This window comes from Mesonia profundi, from assembly GCF_031085155.1.
Classification (GTDB): Bacteria; Bacteroidota; Bacteroidia; order Flavobacteriales; family Flavobacteriaceae; genus Mesonia; species Mesonia profundi.
Window position 1 is genome coordinate 24,177 of sequence record NZ_JAVHUL010000011.1, and the last position, 15,663, is coordinate 39,839.

Here is a 15,663-nt window from a genome sequence, read left to right on the forward strand (position 1 = left end):
GAGATTACTTTATATAAAAATTAATATTTTAACCACTTAAAGAGCTCTTTGTAACTCGCTTTTTTTCCATACATTAAAATCCCTACGCGGTAGATTTTTGCAGCCATCCAAATCACTAAAAATACGGTAGCAAATAAAATACTCAACGAAATCAACACTTCCCACCAAGCGACTCCAAACGGAATCCGCATGAGCATCACAATAGGCGAGGTTAAGGGAATGTAAGAGAAAATCGTAGCTACAATCCCGTGCGGATTCTCAATCACCGAAAAGAAACCTACATAAATCCCCAACATTAAAGGCAAAATCACGGGAAACATAAATTGCTGCGTATCGGTTTCGCTATCTACGGCAGCGCCTATGGCTGCATAAATAGAGCTGTATAAAAAATAGCCTCCTATAAAGTAAATTAAAAAGGCAACGGTAATAGTTCCCAATGGCAATTGTAACACATCATTAATAAATAATTGCATTTCATCTTGGTTGATGGCAGTGGCAGCAGCCTGACCTTGAATAGAGGTGCTTTCAATCCCAAAAATCGCGGTCACCGAAAACAATAAAATGCTTCCAAAAATAATCCAAATGAAAAACTGAGTGATTCCTGCCAAGCTGGTTCCCACAATTTTCCCTAACATCAATTGAATGGGTTTTACCGAAGAAATAATAATCTCAACAATGCGATTGGTTTTTTCCTCAATCACACTCCGCATCACCATATTTCCATAGATAATAATAAACATCATTAATAAATAACCTGCAGCTCCGCCAAAGAACATTTTTACATAACTAGCCATTTTTGAAGTGGTTTGCCCCGAAAAATTTTCAATTTTGATATTTACTTGTGCTTTAGAATTTTCGATAGTAGCGAGATTGACACCCGTATTTTCTAATTTCCTATTAGAAAGAACTCCACTTATCTTTTGTTCTAAATCTGATAGGAAGAAATTGCTTGGTGCTTCTTTTGCGAAGAACTCTACATGACTGGATAGTTCTGCGTCGGTTTCTCCAGAAGGAATGTATAACAAGCCGTAGTATTCTTTTTTATCTACCGAGTCTATCGCCGTTCTCAAATCTAAATAAGAAAGATTAAGGTAGACGGTATTTTCTTGTTCTTGAAGTTGATCATACACGATATTGGAAACATCATGAACCCCTACAATTTTTTCTTCGTCATTGTTTAAACTAGTAAGGTAAGCGATGAGCATCACCATCGCCACCATAATCACCGGACTTAGAAACGTCATCACCACAAAGGTTTTGTTTCTTATTCTAGAGAGGTATTCTCGTTTTATAATAAGTTGAAGATTACGCATGTTGCCCTACAGTTTTAATGAATATATCGTTTACAGAAGGAATGACCTCTACAAAATGGTTCACCTCTCCCAAACTTATTAAATGATGCAGCAAATCGTTGGCGTTGCTATGATCTGGTATTTTTATATGCAATTTGGTGTCGTCGTGAATGCTATGATAATGTGCAGGAGTTACTTCAAAATGTTGTTTTAAATCTCCAATAAATTCTTGTTGCTTCCGCGGACTTATTCCAACTTCATACGTATTAGATCTGAAATCTTTTTTTATATCTGAAACTTTTCCGTCAAGGATTTTGTTAGACTTATGAATCAATGCCATATAGTCACACAGTTCTTCTACGCTTTCCATACGATGCGTCGAAAATAAAATCGTGGCACCATCTTCTTTCAGCTGAAGGATTTGATCTTTTATAAGATTGGCGTTCACCGGATCAAAACCGCTAAAAGGCTCGTCAAAAATGAGCAATTTAGGCTGATGGATTACGGTTACGATAAACTGAATCTTTTGAGCCATCCCTTTAGAAAGCTCCTGAATTTTCTTATTCCACCAATCGCCAATTTCTAATCGCTCAAACCAATAGTTTAATCGCTTCGTGGCTTCTTTTTTGGAAAGTCCTTTTAATTGAGCCAAATACAATACCTGCTCGCCTACTTTCATACTTTTATACAAACCTCGCTCTTCTGGTAAATAACCTATATGCTGCACATCGCTAGGTTGCAAAGGCTCACCATCTAACAAAATCTTGCCTGTATCTGGCATTGTAATTTGATTAATGATTCTTATAAAGGTGGTTTTCCCTGCTCCATTGGGCCCCAACAAACCAAAGATACTTTGCGCTGGCACTTCTATAGATAAGTCGTTGATGGCTTTATAATCCCCGTAAGATTTAGAAACATTTTGGGCGACGAGTAAGTTCTTCATAGTTACTTTTGAGGGGATAAAGGTAATGATACCAAATTAAACAAATAGTGTCGCTATTAAATCGTTTCTTTTATGCTTACTTTTTATTAAAATGATTACCATAACAAAGGCTATGCTAATCATTTTTAATTTCAATTAAACATAAAATAATTCAATTTTTTAATACGACATTACGTATTTAAATTGGTATAAACGACCTGTTTTAAAACACAAAACCCACCCTTAAATCTTTTGGAAATAAGGATGGGAAAAAATTGCTATGAAAAAGAAAAATATCACTATAATTAAATAGTGATATTCAAATATATATAAAATTTTGTTAATAGACAGGATTAAGAAAACATATCTTTAACTTTTTCGAAAAAGGATTTATCGCTTTTTTCAGGATTTGGTTCGAAATTAGTATCTCCGCTCATCTTTTCAAAAAACTCTTTTTGCTCTTTAGAAAGTGTTTTGGGAGTCCATACATTTACATGAACTAATAAATCTCCTTTCCCATAACCATTGATACTTGGAATTCCTTTTCCGCGTAAGCGTAAAATTTTCCCGCTCTGTACCCCTGGTTCTATTTTGATACGTACTTTGCCATTTACCGTTTGTATGTCTTTAGATTCTCCTAAAGCAGCTTCAGAAAAACTCACATATAAATCGTAATGCAAGTTATCGCCTTCGCGTTGTAATTGCTCATGTTCTTTTTCTTCTATAGCGACCAATAAGTCTCCAGCAATACCATTTCCTGGGGCATCATTCCCTTTACCAGCTACTTTTAACTGCATTCCTTCTACCACTCCAGGTGGAATTTTGATAGAAACAGTTTCTTCGTGCACTTTAAATCCTTGGGCATCAGCATCGGCAGATTTCTTGTCGATCATTTGTCCAGAACCACCACATACATTACATGGAGAAGCGGTTTGCATTCTTCCTAAAATCGTATTGGTTACACGAGTCACTTGTCCAGAACCACCACAGGTAGAACAGGTTTTATACGTAGTTCCTTCCGCTTGAGTTTTTCTTTTAACCTTTATCTTTTTCTCTACGCCATTGGCGATTTCTTCTAGAGTAAGTTTCACGCGAATACGCAAGTTGCTTCCTTTGGCTCGACGCTGACCGCCACCAAAACCTCCAAAACCACCAGAGAAACCTCCGCCGCCGCCAAAGCCGGAGCCAAAAATGTCTCCAAACTGACTAAAGATATCGTCCATATTCATGCCCCCGGCACCGCCGCCAAAGCCTCCAGAACCATCAAAAGCCGCGTGCCCCATTTGGTCGTAGCGTGCTCTTTTGTCAGGGTTGCTCAATACATCATAAGCCTCTGCTGCTTTTTTGAACTTCTCTTCCGCTTCCGTGTCATCTGGATTTTTATCTGGATGATATTTCACGGCCTTTTTCCGGTAAGCTTTCTTTATTTCGGTTACAGAAGCGCTCTTGCTTATTTTTAATATGTCGTAATAATCTTCTTTCATCAAATTAATTTTTTATGAGAATGCTTATTTTCCGGTAACTACTTTTGGATACCTAATAATTTTATCTCCTAAGGTGTATCCTTTTTCTACTACATCAACAATCTTACCTTTTAATTTCTTGTCTGGAGCCGGAATCTGCGTAATGGCTTCGTGCAGGTCGGCATCAAATTTATCTCCTGACTTTACAGTCATTTCTGCAAGACCTTTACTCTTTAGCGTTTCCCTAAGTTTATTGCTGATTAGTTCCACTCCTGTTAGCAGGCTTTTATCTTCTGTCTTTCTAATTTCGTTTAAGGCTCTATCAAAATCGTCTAAAACAGGAAGCATAGACTGCATCACCTCTTGACTTGCCGTCTTAAAAAGCTCTAGGCGTTCTTTGCTAGTTCTACGTTTATAATTTTCAAACTCAGCAAACAGACGTAAAAATTTATCTTTTTCTTTTTCTACTTCTTGTTTTAATTGTTCTGCCTCAGAAAGCTCTTCTTGTTCTGCTTCCGCGGAAGCGTCATTATTATCTGCATCTTCTATAGCTTGGTCTAGCGTTTCTTCTACTTGATCTTTCAAAGACTCGTCTTGGGCTTGTGAATTTTTATCTTGGCTCATCGCTTTTCTTATTTTTAAATCTTAATGGCAAATCTACTGCCATTGTTGTAAAAATGTCAAAATGTCACTCCTTATTTTTTAATAAATTTTTATGATTTGATTCGGTACTCTTCCACTAAATTTGTCGCAAATTAAATAAATCAAAATCTTACACATGAAAAAAGTATTTTTAAATGCGATGTTAGTCGCTTTTATAGGAATTACAAGTGTTTCTTGTAAAAATGAGCCTAAGAACGAAACTAAAGCAAACGATGCAGAAGCAGCAGCAGTAGCTACAGAAGAGGCTCAGGTTTTTATGATTGACGCCAACAACTCAAAAATTGAATGGAAAGGTGCTAAACCTGCTGGAGAACACCACGGAACTGTCATGGTAAAAGATGGTAAGTTTTCTACTATGGGGGAAGAGTTAGAAAGTGGTAATATCACTTTAGATATGACCAGCATTACGGTGAATGACTTAGAAGGAGATGATAAAGCTTCTTTGGAAGCACACTTAAAAGGAACCGCCGAAGGAAAAGAGGATCATTTCTTTAATGTTGCAGAACACCCAGAAGCTAAATTTGAAATTACTAAAGTAGTGGAAAAAGAAGGTAAAATTTGGTTATCTGGAAATCTAACTATGAAAGGAACTTCTAAAAATGTAGATATTCCTGTAAGCTACTCTATGGAAGACGATGGAAACAAATTGGTTTTAAAAAGTGAACCTTTTACTATTGATAGAACGCAATGGAAAGTGAACTACGGATCTAAATCTGTATTTGACGATTTAAAAGATAAGTACGTAAACGACGAAATTGAAATTACCTTTATGGTAGAAGCTAAAAAATCTTAATCGATTTTTTAATAATTTAAGTGTATCAAAAAGTCACAACCTAAACCTTGTGGCTTTTTTTATTTTAATAAACTCTTTAAGGCAGGAAGAATATGGGTATAATGGTATTTAAAACCATGGGCATCTATTTTTTTATTGCTTACCAATTGGCTAGACAAAACGATAGTTGCCATTTCTCCTAAAATTAACTTAAGCATAAAAGCAGGAACATTAGGCATCCACAAGCTTTTATCTAAGACTTTCGCAATACTATGGGTAAGCTTTTTATTGGTCACAGGATTAGGAGCTACTGCGTTGTAAACGCCATCTAAATTCTTTTGTATAGCAAATAAAAAGATTCTAGTTAAGTCTTTAATATGAATCCAAGACTGCCATTGTTTTCCGCTTCCTAAGGGAGAACCAAAACCTTTTTCTATAGGCTCTTTCATTTTTTCTAAGGCACCACCACCTTCCGCTAAAACCACTCCAATTCTAATTTTGGCCACTTCTATGCCCAACTTTTCAAATTGATCTACAGCACGTTCCCATTTAATAACTACATCTCCTAAAAAATTATCGGCTATTTTTGGGCTATCTTCTTGGTAAAGGTTGGTGAGACTGTCTGGGTAAATCCCTATGGCACTTGCCGAAACGATTTGTGTGACTTTGTTTTCTTTTGTCGCCAATAAGTTATAGAGTACGCTAGCGGTGTCTACCCTACTATCAACAATGGCTTTCTTTTGTTGATCTGTCCAGCGTTTAGAAACACTGGCTCCCACAAGGTTGATGATTTTATCTACTCCTTCAATGCAGTTTTCATCAATCTCATTTTCTTTTGGATTCCAATAAAATCCTTTATAGTTTTCTGAATGTTCTATCTTTTCCTTACTAGTGGTAAGGTAATAAACTTGTATCTTTTTCTCTAAACAAAGCTTGATAATGGAGGATCCTATTAGCCCTGTTGCACCGGTAATTAATACCCTCATGTTTTTTACTTAAATGTAGCCATTTACAAGCGTGACAGCCTTATGTTTAATACGGCTTTAACAGCAAAAAATTAAAATTTGTGATTTAATTATCAATTCCTCTTCGTTGCCCTAAGCATTTCTCTTTTTCCTGGAGGGCCTTCGAGTCTTTCTACTGCAAATCCCACTTCCTGCAAAGCGCGTCTTACACTTCCTTTAGCCGAATAGGTCACTAAAACTCCGTTATCTTTTACCGCCTCATACATTCTTTGAAACATAGACACTTCCCATAATTCGGGTTGTACTCTTGCTCCAAAAGCATCAAAATAAATAAGGTCGAATTCTTTTTTATTTTCAATCTCATCAAACATTTTTTCTTGCTTGATCAACTTAAATTTATCGTGAACTACAAAATTCTCTTCCCAGTTTCCTTTATGAATCTTTTGAAAATACGCTACCGCGGAAGCGTCATCTAAAGCGGTGGCATAATTAAGTTGCGACAGTTCTTGTTGAGAAACAGGATATCCCTCTACTCCGCAATAGTTTACTTCCCGATTTTGATTTTTTGCTTCTAGGCTCGTGATGAGTGCATTTAATCCCGTACCAAAGCCTATTTCTAGAATTTTTATAGGAGAAAGCGCTTTGGGTAAGTGATTAAAACCGGTTTTAATAAACACATGGTAAGCTTCTTGAATAGCGCCGTGCTTAGAATGATATTGCTCATTCCATTCGGGTATATGGATGGTTGTAGAACCATCTGCGGTAGTCATTATCTCTCTTTTCAACACTTAGCGGATAAGTAATTTCTTAATTCTGGGAATAGGACCTGTACATTTTTTTTGATGGCAACTAATACACATATTAATGGCCTTATTGAAGGTTTCTTTCTGCTGGAGGCTATCGCCCACCAACTGCTCTTCATATTCTACATACAGTTTTGCCATACTTTCATATTCGGCATCGCGGTCTGTAGAGTCTGTCATTCTTGCGTAAAACAACTTAGACAAATCGTAGTGTAATGTATCTACTTTTTTGCCTGCCATGATTTCACCTTTTATACGCTGATGATCTACATACATATTTTCCATAAAAGCAGCCATTTCAGACATTTGATATAGCTGAAAAGGTTCGTCTCTTTGGGTTACATCTTCTTTCTTGACTTCTGGTTTGTCCTTACAAGCGATCAATCCACTTAAGAAAACAAGATAAAGTAATTTTCTCATGCTTAGTCTTGAGCAGGCTCTTCCATTAACACGCCTGTCGCCATAAACGCATATTCTGTCTTAGGCTCTGTAATCGCGGCTATTTCTTCTTCCGTTTTACCTGCATCTTTGGCATAATGTCTTAACTCATCGATAGAAGTTTTGGTAACAAAGGCTTTTCCTTCTAAAATGGTTTCTCTTTCTTCCGCATTTAAAGGCACAAAAAAGCTATAGTCTTTAAAGCGTACAAAAGAAGTTAAAGAATCATCTAATTTCACAGACATCCAACATCCTTTCTTCTTACAAACCTTCTCTACTTGGGTCTTAAACTTTACGTCAAGCGTATCGCCGGTTTTCATAGAAGTAAATTTCTCTTTCATTGCTGAAGCAGAAATCACTCCTTCTTTATCTATCTTCTCTCCAAAACTAGCATAAGAAATAGCTGCATTTGCGATAAGTTCTTCTTGCTTCACCTCTTCCACTTCATTTGAAGCATCTTCTTTTTTAGTGTTGTCTTGACAAGCAATAAAAGCCAAGGCGCTGAACATAAAAACTATTTTTTTCATAATTTAAAACCTTATCAATGATTTGTTTATATTTGCAAAATTAAGAAATACATTAGTTTTTCTTATATCTTTATTTTAATACTTTTGTAAAAATTAAACTTTATTCCATGAATACTCCAAAAAAAAGCCTAGATATTACTACGGCCAAATCATCCCGTTTAGACCAAGTAGATTTTGATAATTTAGTTTTTGGTAAGTATTATGCAGATCATATGATGATTTGTGATTACAAGGATGGGGCATGGCAAACGCCACAAATTATGCCTTATGGACCTATGGAAATAGAGCCTTCTTCTAAAGTTTTTCATTACGGGCAAGCAGTCTTTGAAGGAATGAAAGCTTTTAAAGATGACCAAGATAAAGTATGGCTTTTTAGACCCGAAGAAAATTTTGAACGTATCAATATCTCTTCAAAGCGTATGGCTATTCCTGAATTTCCTAAAGATTATTTTTTCAATTCTTTAGAAACTTTATTAGATTTAGATCAAGAATGGGTAAAAAAAGGAGAGGGTAACTCGCTTTATATTCGTCCGTTTGCGATTGGAACCGAATACGGAGTTTCGGCTTCCCCTTCTAATGAATATAAATTTATCATTATTTGTTGCCCTGCAAAAGCTTATTATTCTACGCCAGTAAAAGTTTTAATTTCTGATCACTATAGTAGATCTGCCGACGGAGGTGTAGGTTTTGCAAAAGCTGCTGGAAACTACGGTGCTTCTTTCTACCCTACTAATTTGGCTAAAGAAAAAGGATACCAACAAGTAATTTGGACCGATGCGAGTACACACGAGTATCTAGAAGAAGCAGGAACAATGAATGTCTTCTTTAGAATTGGTGATAAATTGATTACCGCGCCTACCAGCGATCGTATTTTAGATGGGATTACACGTAAAAGTATTATCGATTTAGCTAAACACGAAGGTATAGACGTGGAGGTTAGAAAGATAAAAGTAAGTGAAATCGTAGAAGCCGCTAAAAACGGCACGCTAAAAGAAATTTTTGGAACTGGAACCGCTGCGACTATCGCCCAGATTTCTGGTTTTGAACAAGACGGTACTTTTTATGACCTTCCAGAGGTAGAAAATGCTTACAACGTAAAACTAAAAAAGAAACTTCAGGATATTCAAGCCAATAAAGCAGAAGATCCTTTTAACTGGCGCTATGCCGTTAAGACCTCATAAAATGAAAAGCGCTTGTAATTACGGCGCTTTTTTTATTTCTTTAAAACGCGTTCCAGATTCGGTTTAAAATAGTTAGGGCCTTTTAGGACCTTTCCATCTTCCCTATAAATAGGTTTCCCATCTTCGCCTAATTTACTCCTATTGCTTCGTTGTATCTCGTCGAACACTTCTTCAATTTTATCTTGCATTCCGTGTTCTATGATCGTTCCGCAAAGAATGTATAACATATCTCCAAGAGCATCTGCCACCTCTATAAGATCATTATTATTCGCCGCCTCCAGATATTCTTCATTCTCTTCTTTCATTAAATGATACCGCAATAAATTCTTAGCTTTTCCCAAGTGAACTTGAGGTTGTTCTTTAACACCTAAACCAAATGCTTCGTGAAACTGTTTTACCTCATTAATTCTTTTCTTCATAACTTTTATAGTCTTAATTTTGCACAAAAATAAACTTTATGTTTTCCCAAGGACAACTTTTTTTTGCGGGCTTTTTTGTCGTAGCCTTTGTTATCATTATAACTATTAGCTATCGTAAAGATTTAAAATTACACAAAAAATATTATAAAGGTAGCCTATACGTTCTCTTGGGCTTTCTAATTTTTATAGGTCTTCTGTTTGTAATTAAAAAGTTTTTACACTAGGCGCATTTTTCTGAATTATGTATCTTCGTAAGCTTAACCAAGCTGATGAAAGCAACGATACAATTAGAACATAAAGACATTACCGTCAACTTAAAACAGCCTATAGATATTTCTTTAAGGCTTAGCGCCGAAGAAAATAATCCCACGGCTTGGTATATGGATGCCCCAAAAATACAACCCGTAAAAGAGGGCGATTGGATTGCGAAAGTAAGTGAAGGCGCTTCGGTTAATTTTAATAACATTGCTTTTAATCCGCATGCCCATGGAACCCACACGGAATGCGTCGGACATATTTCCATAGAGTTTTATAGCATCAACGATTGTTTACAGCAGTTTTTTTTTTCGGCCAAAGTGGTTAGCTTAACGCCCGAAGCTCGTGGAGAAGATTTAGTATTCAGCAAAAAACAAATCGAAAAACATTTCCGTAAAGGAGAAGCAGAAGCCATTATCATAAGATCTTTACCCAATTCAGAAAAAAAACGAAGCAAACACTACAGCCACACCAATTGGCCTTACCTTTTGGAAGAAACGGCACTTTATTTGAGAGCCTGTGGCGTGAAGCATTTGTTGATTGATTTACCTTCGGTAGATAAAGAAAAAGACGACGGGAAGCTATTGGCACACCACGCCTTTTGGGATTATCCCAAAAACACCCGACTTAAAGCTACGATTACCGAAATGATTTATGTGCCTCAAGAAGTGGAGGATGGAAATTATTTACTTAATTTACAAATCGCATCTTTTCATAATGACGCCAGTCCTAGCAAACCGGTGTTGTACAAAATTGAATCTTAAACTATGGAATTACTTTTTATAGGGCTTGCTGCCGGAGCCATTGTTGCCTATCTCATCTATTCTTTTTTTAATAAAAGCAAAAAGAAAGAGAAAGAGCAACAGCAATCTGTGGTCTTGATGGAAAAGATTAGAGCCGTATGTAAATTCATTACGGTGGAAGGTGATTTTTCTGAAATTTACCACTACGCCAATGTTAAAGACAAATGGCTTAACTTGTTTTTAGGAAGCAAAAAAGCTCTGGTACTTATTGAAGCTAAAGCGCATATTGGTTTTGATTTGACTAAAATAAAAATGAATTCTGATGTGGAAAAGAAAACCATTATTTTAAGCAACTTCCCCCTCCCGGAACTTCTTTCTATAGAAACCGATTTTAAATATTACGATAAAAAAGAAGGTTGGGCGAATCCGTTTACTTCTTCAGATTTAACTGATATTAATAAGGAAGCCAAACAATATATCGTAGAGAAAATTCCAAACAGCGGATTGCTAAACGAAGCTTCTAACCAAGCCTTAGAGACCATTCAGCTTATGGAAAAATTGGTAGAGACCATCAACTGGAAATTGGATTATTCTTCCTTAGAAATGGGAACGAGTACGGCAACTCCTTTACAAGATAAAAGGAAAGATACCTTAGAAAATCAATAAGTATGGAAATTGATGAATTAAGAGATTATTGTCTCTCTAGAAAAGCCGCTACAGAAGATTTCCCGTTTGATGAGCATACGCTGGTTTTTAAAGTAATGAACAAGGTATTTGCCTTGACCAACCTTAAAAAATGGGAAGAAGGAGATCATAGCATCAACCTAAAATGTGACCCAGAAAAAGCCATCGCTTTACGCGAAAAATACCCCGAAGAAATTTATGGCGGTTACCATATGAACAAAAAACATTGGAACACGGTAATCCTTAACGGACCTCATCTTACTGCTAAAAACATTCAAGGTTTTATTAATCACAGCTACGAGCTCGTGGTTAGCAAACTCACCAAAAAACAAAAAGAAGAGTTGAAAAACACTCCTTAACTAGATATTCATGCAAAACCCACATACCACCTACTCTTCCTATATTCTTACGTACAGTTACCAGCTTAAAAAACTAAAGCAACAACTCATTGCCTCTAGCATGCTTAGGCTTGTTCTCTTTTTGCTTTTTGCTTTTTTAATCTATCACTTTTTTGGAAACACCAAGTTGGTCATTGGTTTTGTGATTGGCGCTATTATCGGTTTCATCTTCTTAGTGTCGAGGCACGCTACGCTTCAGCAGAAAAAGAAAAAGTTAGAGGCTCTTATTGGTATTAATGAAACGGAAATCAAAGTTTTAAATCGGGATTTTCAGGAGCTCCCTACTGGGGAAGAATTTGCAAATTCACTTCATCATTTTAGTCAGGATATAGATTTATTTGGAAATCGCTCTTTCTTCCAATACCTCAACCGATCTGCTCTAGCCTCAGGAAAAAAGAAATTAGCGCAACTTTTAACCAGTAACCACATCAGTTTTATTCCGAAGAAGCAAAACGCAATTCAAGAACTTGCCGAAAAAATAAAGTTTAGACAAGAGTTTTCTGCGGTGGCCCAATTGGTAAAAGTAGAAACCAGCACACATACCATCTTAAACTGGCTCAAGCAATATCAAACTTTTGTGCCTTCTTTTATTTCTTGGCTCCCCAAAGTGTTTTCTGTACTTTCTTTAGCAGTAATTGCAGCTTACTTTACTGATTTTATTTCGGGGTACGTTTTATTGGGATGGATGATTTTAGGCTTGGTGATTACGAGCAAATACCTGAAAAACATCAACGAGCTTTCTTCTCGCGTAAGCAAAGTGCAAGAAACTTTTAGACAATATTATCAATTATTAGCGCTATTGGAACAGGAAGAGTTTAGCGGAGACTTGCTAAAACAAGAAAAAGAGAAAATCATCAACGATCAACACAAAGCTTCGCAAACCTTGAAACGCTTTTCAAAGGCAATTGATGCTTTAGACCAAAGAAATAATTTGCTATTTGGCGTTTTTGGAAACGGGTTTCTGCTTTGGGATTTACAACAGTCTTTAAAGTTAGAACGGTGGATTGTGAATCACCGTCAAGAAGTGGACGAATGGTTTCAAGTAATCGACTTTTTTGATGCTTATAATTCTTTAGGGAATTATGCGTTGAACCATCAAGAATATGTGTTTCCCAACATTAATGAAGACCAAGATATTTTAAAAACCACCCAAGCGGTACATCCTTTAATAGATCCTGAAGAAGCGGTTACCAACGATTATCAAATCAAAAAGGAAGAATTTTTTATCATTACCGGCGCCAATATGGCTGGAAAAAGCACCTTCTTACGTACGGTTTCCTTACAAATTATGATGGCCAATGTAGGTCTGCCAGTTTGTGCAAAAACTTGTGATTATTCGCCTATAAAACTCATCACCAGTATGCGAACTGTAGATAGTTTGGCAGATGAAGCTTCGTATTTCTTTTCGGAATTGACGCGTTTAAAATTTATCGTAGAAGAAATTAAAACCGACCGTTATTTTATTATTCTCGATGAAATTTTAAAAGGAACTAACAGCACCGATAAAGCTATTGGCTCCAGAAAATTTATAGAAAAACTGGTCGGTTCCCATTCTTCGGGGATTATCGCCACGCACGATTTAAGTTTGTGTGAAGTTTCTGAAGAATTATCCCAAGTGAAAAATCACTATTTTGATGCCGAAATTTTAAACAACGAACTCTTTTTTGACTATAAGTTTAAAAACGGAATTTGTCAAAATATGAATGCTTCCTTTTTACTTAAGAAAATGGAAATTGTAGATTAATATGGATTCACTCACGCAAATTGTTTTAGGAGCTGCCGTTGGCGAAGTTGTCTTAGGAAAGAAAGTAGGTAATAAAGCCATGCTTTACGGAGCCATTGCAGGGACGATCCCAGATTTGGATGTCTTGGCTTCTCAATTTACAGATACGGTAAACGCACTCGATATTCACAGAGGTTTTACACATTCTATCGTATTTTCGGTGCTTTTTGCGCCTATTTTTGGGTGGCTGGTTTCCCGCTACGAAAAATTAGGTTCTTTTAAAGATTGGTCTTGGTTGTTCTTTTGGGGGTTTTTGACTCATCCCCTACTCGATGCACACACCACTTGGGGGACGCAGTTGTTTTGGCCGCTCGACCTTCGACTGGCGTATAAAAATATTTTTGTCATCGATCCTTTATATACGATTCCGTTTTTGATTTGTGTCATTTGGGCGATGCGACTGCCAAAAATTTCCGTTAAACGGAGAAAAATCAACTGGCTTGGAATCATTTTAAGCTCTTCTTATTTAGTAATTACCTTACTTTTAAAAGCCTATACCTACCCCAAATTCACGCAGGCTCTAGAAGACCAAGAAGTTGATTACACTTCCGTGCAAACGAAACCTTCTGCCTTTAATAGCATTTTATGGACCGCCAATGTAGATACACCAAATGCCTATCTCATTGGACATTACTCTATTTTTGACACTCAACCTATTCAGTTTGCTTCCTATCCCAAACAACACGAATTATTGGGCAAACTCAAAGACGAAGAAAAAGTGCAGCAACTCATTAGAATTACCGAAGGTTGGTATAGCATTACGCAAAAAGGAGAACGCTTATTTTTTAACGATTTAAGGTTTGGCGTTTTAGGTTTTGCTTCAGGAGAAGATCGGTTTGTATTTAGCTATGAACTCATAGAAACTCCCACAGGACTGAAGGTAGAAGAAGTCGAAAAAGACAGAGAACAAGCCAAAGAATTAGTTGGCGAATTAGGCGAACGCATCCTAGGAAATTGATTTTTACTGAAGATGTCCTTGCAACAAATCCTATTTTTGTGAATTTGTTAACTCGAAGTTAGTATAAAAACTAACAAATTAGCTTAAAATATCAGGTATGAGTAAGCGGCAGCATCGAAAAAGATATAAGAAGAAAAGGTATATACTACCTGTTATCCTTATTGTTTTACTCATAGCTTTTCGCCTGTATTTACCAACCTTGGTCAAAAACAACCTGAATAAAGTTTTAGCTGATATTCCTGGTTATCACGGCGCAATAGAAGACGTAGATCTTTCCTTATGGCGAGGCGCTTACCAATTGGAAGGACTTTACCTGAACAAAAAAACTGCTAAAAGCGAAGTTCCTTTCTTAAATTTTCCGATGACAGATATCTCTATTGAATGGAGGTCTCTTTTTAAAGGTAAAATTGTTACCGAGATTGAAATGCACAATCCAGAAATTATTTATGTTTTAGAAGATCAAGAAGAAACTCCCGAAGAGGGGGAAGCAGATACCGAAGATTGGACAGCAGCCTTAACAGATATTGTTCCGCTAGACATCAACAGCTTTGATATTTACAATGGAAAACTCGCTTTCGTACAGTTAGAATCTGAACCTAATATCGACTTAAGCATTCATAATCTAAGACTTAGTGCTAAAAATTTACGAAATGTAAAGCAGGTAGAAAAGGTTCTTCCTTCTCCTATCACTGCCACAGGAACAAGCATTGGAAACGGGAAACTAAACCTAGATGGAAAAATTAACCTCATCAAAGAAATTCCAGATATGGATATGTCTCTTTCCTTAGATGAAGTGGATGCCACTGCCTTAAATGAGTTTACCAGTTTTTATGCCGGTCTAGATTTTGAAAGCGGAACTGTAGGTGTTTTTACCGAATTTGCCATCGCAGACGCCCATCTTAAAGGTTATGTAAAACCTCTTTTAACCGATACTACATTAATAGGGAAAGAAGATGGTTTCTTAGAAACACTATGGGAAGGTTTTGTGGGCGTATTTAAATTTATTCTAAAAAATCAAAGCACCGATACCGTAGCAACCAAAGTTCCTATAGAAGGAGATCTTAGCGAAGTAGGACCAAAGGTTTTTCCTACCGTACTAAACATCTTTAAAAACGCCTGGATTAAGGCGTTTACAGGAAGTGTTGATGGTAACATAGAGTATAAAGATGCTTTTAAAGAGAGTGAAAAATACGATAAAAAGGAAGCTAAAGAAGAACGCAAAGAAAAGCGTAAAAAGAAAAGAGAAGAGAGAAAAGCAGAAAAAGACAAGGAATAATTGAACTAAACTTAAAAGTTTCGCTTCCGCGGAAGCGAAACTAGCATCTACCAAATAGAAGTTTTTTTGAGCGTCTTAAAGTAGAAACTCTAAAAAACGATTACCTTTACTTTTTTTAAAA

The 15,663-nt window shown here is 36.5% G+C and carries 18 protein-coding genes; 9 read left to right on the top strand and 9 right to left on the bottom strand.

Features of this window, described 5'->3' with window-relative positions; all coding sequences use genetic code 11:
• Nucleotides 1–20: 20 nt before the first annotated feature.
• From RBU60_RS05770 to RBU60_RS05785, 4 genes are all read right to left on the bottom strand, one after another.
• Nucleotides 21–1,313 carry an ABC transporter permease gene (locus tag RBU60_RS05770; protein ID WP_308863761.1) on the bottom strand — a complete coding sequence of 431 codons (1,293 nt, stop codon included), beginning with the start codon at nt 1,311–1,313 and terminating at the stop codon, nt 21–23.
• Nucleotides 1,306–2,235 (bottom strand): ABC transporter ATP-binding protein, encoded by a 930-nt coding sequence (locus RBU60_RS05775; RefSeq protein WP_308863762.1) that lies wholly within the window; start codon nt 2,233–2,235, stop codon nt 1,306–1,308. The genes RBU60_RS05770 and RBU60_RS05775 overlap by 8 nt, the downstream gene beginning before the upstream one ends.
• A 332-nt stretch (nt 2,236–2,567) precedes the next feature.
• A complete protein-coding gene (gene dnaJ / locus RBU60_RS05780; RefSeq protein ID WP_308863763.1) occupies nt 2,568–3,698 on the bottom strand; it encodes a molecular chaperone DnaJ in 1,131 nt (376 codons plus the stop codon).
• A 24-nt stretch (nt 3,699–3,722) separates the two neighbouring features.
• Nucleotides 3,723–4,301, bottom strand: coding sequence for a nucleotide exchange factor GrpE (locus RBU60_RS05785; RefSeq protein ID WP_308863764.1), 579 nt, complete (start codon nt 4,299–4,301; stop codon nt 3,723–3,725).
• A gap of 154 nt (nt 4,302–4,455) precedes the next feature.
• Here RBU60_RS05785 and RBU60_RS05790 point away from each other — a divergent pair, with 154 nt between their 5' ends.
• The gene (locus RBU60_RS05790; RefSeq protein ID WP_308863765.1) at nt 4,456–5,133 is read left to right on the top strand and encodes a YceI family protein; all 678 of its coding nucleotides are present in this window, start codon (nt 4,456–4,458) and stop codon (nt 5,131–5,133) included.
• A 59-nt stretch (nt 5,134–5,192) separates the two neighbouring features.
• On the opposite strand, the gene RBU60_RS05795 is transcribed toward RBU60_RS05790, so the two are convergent.
• From RBU60_RS05795 to RBU60_RS05810, 4 genes are all read right to left on the bottom strand, one after another.
• Complete coding sequence (locus RBU60_RS05795) at nt 5,193–6,098, bottom strand: TIGR01777 family oxidoreductase (RefSeq protein ID WP_308863766.1); 906 nt, start codon at nt 6,096–6,098, stop codon at nt 5,193–5,195.
• A 92-nt stretch (nt 6,099–6,190) separates the two neighbouring features.
• Nucleotides 6,191–6,862, bottom strand: coding sequence for a tRNA (5-methylaminomethyl-2-thiouridine)(34)-methyltransferase MnmD (gene mnmD / locus RBU60_RS05800; RefSeq protein WP_308863767.1), 672 nt, complete (start codon nt 6,860–6,862; stop codon nt 6,191–6,193).
• A gap of 3 nt (nt 6,863–6,865) precedes the next feature.
• Complete coding sequence (locus tag RBU60_RS05805) at nt 6,866–7,300, bottom strand: hypothetical protein (protein ID WP_308863768.1); 435 nt, start codon at nt 7,298–7,300, stop codon at nt 6,866–6,868.
• Nucleotides 7,301–7,302: 2 nt separating this feature from the next.
• Nucleotides 7,303–7,845, bottom strand: coding sequence for a DUF4920 domain-containing protein (locus RBU60_RS05810; RefSeq protein ID WP_308863769.1), 543 nt, complete (start codon nt 7,843–7,845; stop codon nt 7,303–7,305).
• A gap of 107 nt (nt 7,846–7,952) precedes the next feature.
• Between RBU60_RS05810 and RBU60_RS05815 the strand changes: the two genes are divergently transcribed.
• Nucleotides 7,953–9,026 carry a branched-chain amino acid aminotransferase gene (locus RBU60_RS05815; protein WP_308863770.1) on the top strand — a complete coding sequence of 358 codons (1,074 nt, stop codon included), beginning with the start codon at nt 7,953–7,955 and terminating at the stop codon, nt 9,024–9,026.
• Nucleotides 9,027–9,058: 32 nt separating this feature from the next.
• On the opposite strand, the gene RBU60_RS05820 is transcribed toward RBU60_RS05815, so the two are convergent.
• Nucleotides 9,059–9,445 carry a nucleoside triphosphate pyrophosphohydrolase family protein gene (locus tag RBU60_RS05820; RefSeq protein WP_308863771.1) on the bottom strand — a complete coding sequence of 129 codons (387 nt, stop codon included), beginning with the start codon at nt 9,443–9,445 and terminating at the stop codon, nt 9,059–9,061.
• A gap of 38 nt (nt 9,446–9,483) precedes the next feature.
• Here RBU60_RS05820 and RBU60_RS05825 point away from each other — a divergent pair, with 38 nt between their 5' ends.
• The 7 genes from RBU60_RS05825 (at nt 9,484) to RBU60_RS05855 (ending at nt 15,542) form a co-directional block, all read left to right on the top strand.
• Nucleotides 9,484–9,669 carry a hypothetical protein gene (locus RBU60_RS05825; protein ID WP_308863773.1) on the top strand — a complete coding sequence of 62 codons (186 nt, stop codon included), beginning with the start codon at nt 9,484–9,486 and terminating at the stop codon, nt 9,667–9,669.
• A gap of 45 nt (nt 9,670–9,714) precedes the next feature.
• Entirely contained in the window at nt 9,715–10,464 is a 750-nt protein-coding gene (locus tag RBU60_RS05830; protein ID WP_308863775.1) for a cyclase family protein, read from the top strand.
• Nucleotides 10,465–10,467: 3 nt separating this feature from the next.
• Nucleotides 10,468–11,109 carry a DUF4230 domain-containing protein gene (locus RBU60_RS05835; protein WP_308863777.1) on the top strand — a complete coding sequence of 214 codons (642 nt, stop codon included), beginning with the start codon at nt 10,468–10,470 and terminating at the stop codon, nt 11,107–11,109.
• 2 nt (nt 11,110–11,111) lie between these two features.
• Nucleotides 11,112–11,486, top strand: coding sequence for an MmcQ/YjbR family DNA-binding protein (locus RBU60_RS05840; RefSeq protein ID WP_308863778.1), 375 nt, complete (start codon nt 11,112–11,114; stop codon nt 11,484–11,486).
• 10 nt (nt 11,487–11,496) lie between these two features.
• Complete coding sequence (locus RBU60_RS05845) at nt 11,497–13,269, top strand: MutS-related protein (RefSeq protein WP_308863780.1); 1,773 nt, start codon at nt 11,497–11,499, stop codon at nt 13,267–13,269.
• A gap of 1 nt (nt 13,270) precedes the next feature.
• Nucleotides 13,271–14,266 carry a metal-dependent hydrolase gene (locus RBU60_RS05850; RefSeq protein ID WP_308863781.1) on the top strand — a complete coding sequence of 332 codons (996 nt, stop codon included), beginning with the start codon at nt 13,271–13,273 and terminating at the stop codon, nt 14,264–14,266.
• A gap of 97 nt (nt 14,267–14,363) precedes the next feature.
• Complete coding sequence (locus RBU60_RS05855; protein ID WP_308863782.1) at nt 14,364–15,542, top strand: DUF748 domain-containing protein; 1,179 nt, start codon at nt 14,364–14,366, stop codon at nt 15,540–15,542.
• The last annotated feature ends 121 nt before the right edge of the window (nt 15,543–15,663 follow it).

Coding starts and splice junctions, on each gene's coding strand:
- RBU60_RS05770 (WP_308863761.1), bottom strand. CDS start 1,313: ATGCGTAATCTTCAACTTATTATAAAACGAGAATACCTCTCTAGAATA.
- RBU60_RS05775 (WP_308863762.1), bottom strand. CDS start 2,235: ATGAAGAACTTACTCGTCGCCCAAAATGTTTCTAAATCTTACGGGGAT.
- dnaJ (WP_308863763.1), bottom strand. CDS start 3,698: ATGAAAGAAGATTATTACGACATATTAAAAATAAGCAAGAGCGCTTCT.
- RBU60_RS05785 (WP_308863764.1), bottom strand. CDS start 4,301: ATGAGCCAAGATAAAAATTCACAAGCCCAAGACGAGTCTTTGAAAGAT.
- RBU60_RS05790 (WP_308863765.1), top strand. CDS start 4,456: ATGAAAAAAGTATTTTTAAATGCGATGTTAGTCGCTTTTATAGGAATT.
- RBU60_RS05795 (WP_308863766.1), bottom strand. CDS start 6,098: ATGAGGGTATTAATTACCGGTGCAACAGGGCTAATAGGATCCTCCATT.
- RBU60_RS05805 (WP_308863768.1), bottom strand. CDS start 7,300: ATGAGAAAATTACTTTATCTTGTTTTCTTAAGTGGATTGATCGCTTGT.
- RBU60_RS05810 (WP_308863769.1), bottom strand. CDS start 7,845: ATGAAAAAAATAGTTTTTATGTTCAGCGCCTTGGCTTTTATTGCTTGT.
- RBU60_RS05815 (WP_308863770.1), top strand. CDS start 7,953: ATGAATACTCCAAAAAAAAGCCTAGATATTACTACGGCCAAATCATCC.
- RBU60_RS05820 (WP_308863771.1), bottom strand. CDS start 9,445: ATGAAGAAAAGAATTAATGAGGTAAAACAGTTTCACGAAGCATTTGGT.
- RBU60_RS05825 (WP_308863773.1), top strand. CDS start 9,484: ATGTTTTCCCAAGGACAACTTTTTTTTGCGGGCTTTTTTGTCGTAGCC.
- RBU60_RS05830 (WP_308863775.1), top strand. CDS start 9,715: ATGAAAGCAACGATACAATTAGAACATAAAGACATTACCGTCAACTTA.
- RBU60_RS05835 (WP_308863777.1), top strand. CDS start 10,468: ATGGAATTACTTTTTATAGGGCTTGCTGCCGGAGCCATTGTTGCCTAT.
- RBU60_RS05840 (WP_308863778.1), top strand. CDS start 11,112: ATGGAAATTGATGAATTAAGAGATTATTGTCTCTCTAGAAAAGCCGCT.
- RBU60_RS05845 (WP_308863780.1), top strand. CDS start 11,497: ATGCAAAACCCACATACCACCTACTCTTCCTATATTCTTACGTACAGT.
- RBU60_RS05850 (WP_308863781.1), top strand. CDS start 13,271: ATGGATTCACTCACGCAAATTGTTTTAGGAGCTGCCGTTGGCGAAGTT.
- RBU60_RS05855 (WP_308863782.1), top strand. CDS start 14,364: ATGAGTAAGCGGCAGCATCGAAAAAGATATAAGAAGAAAAGGTATATA.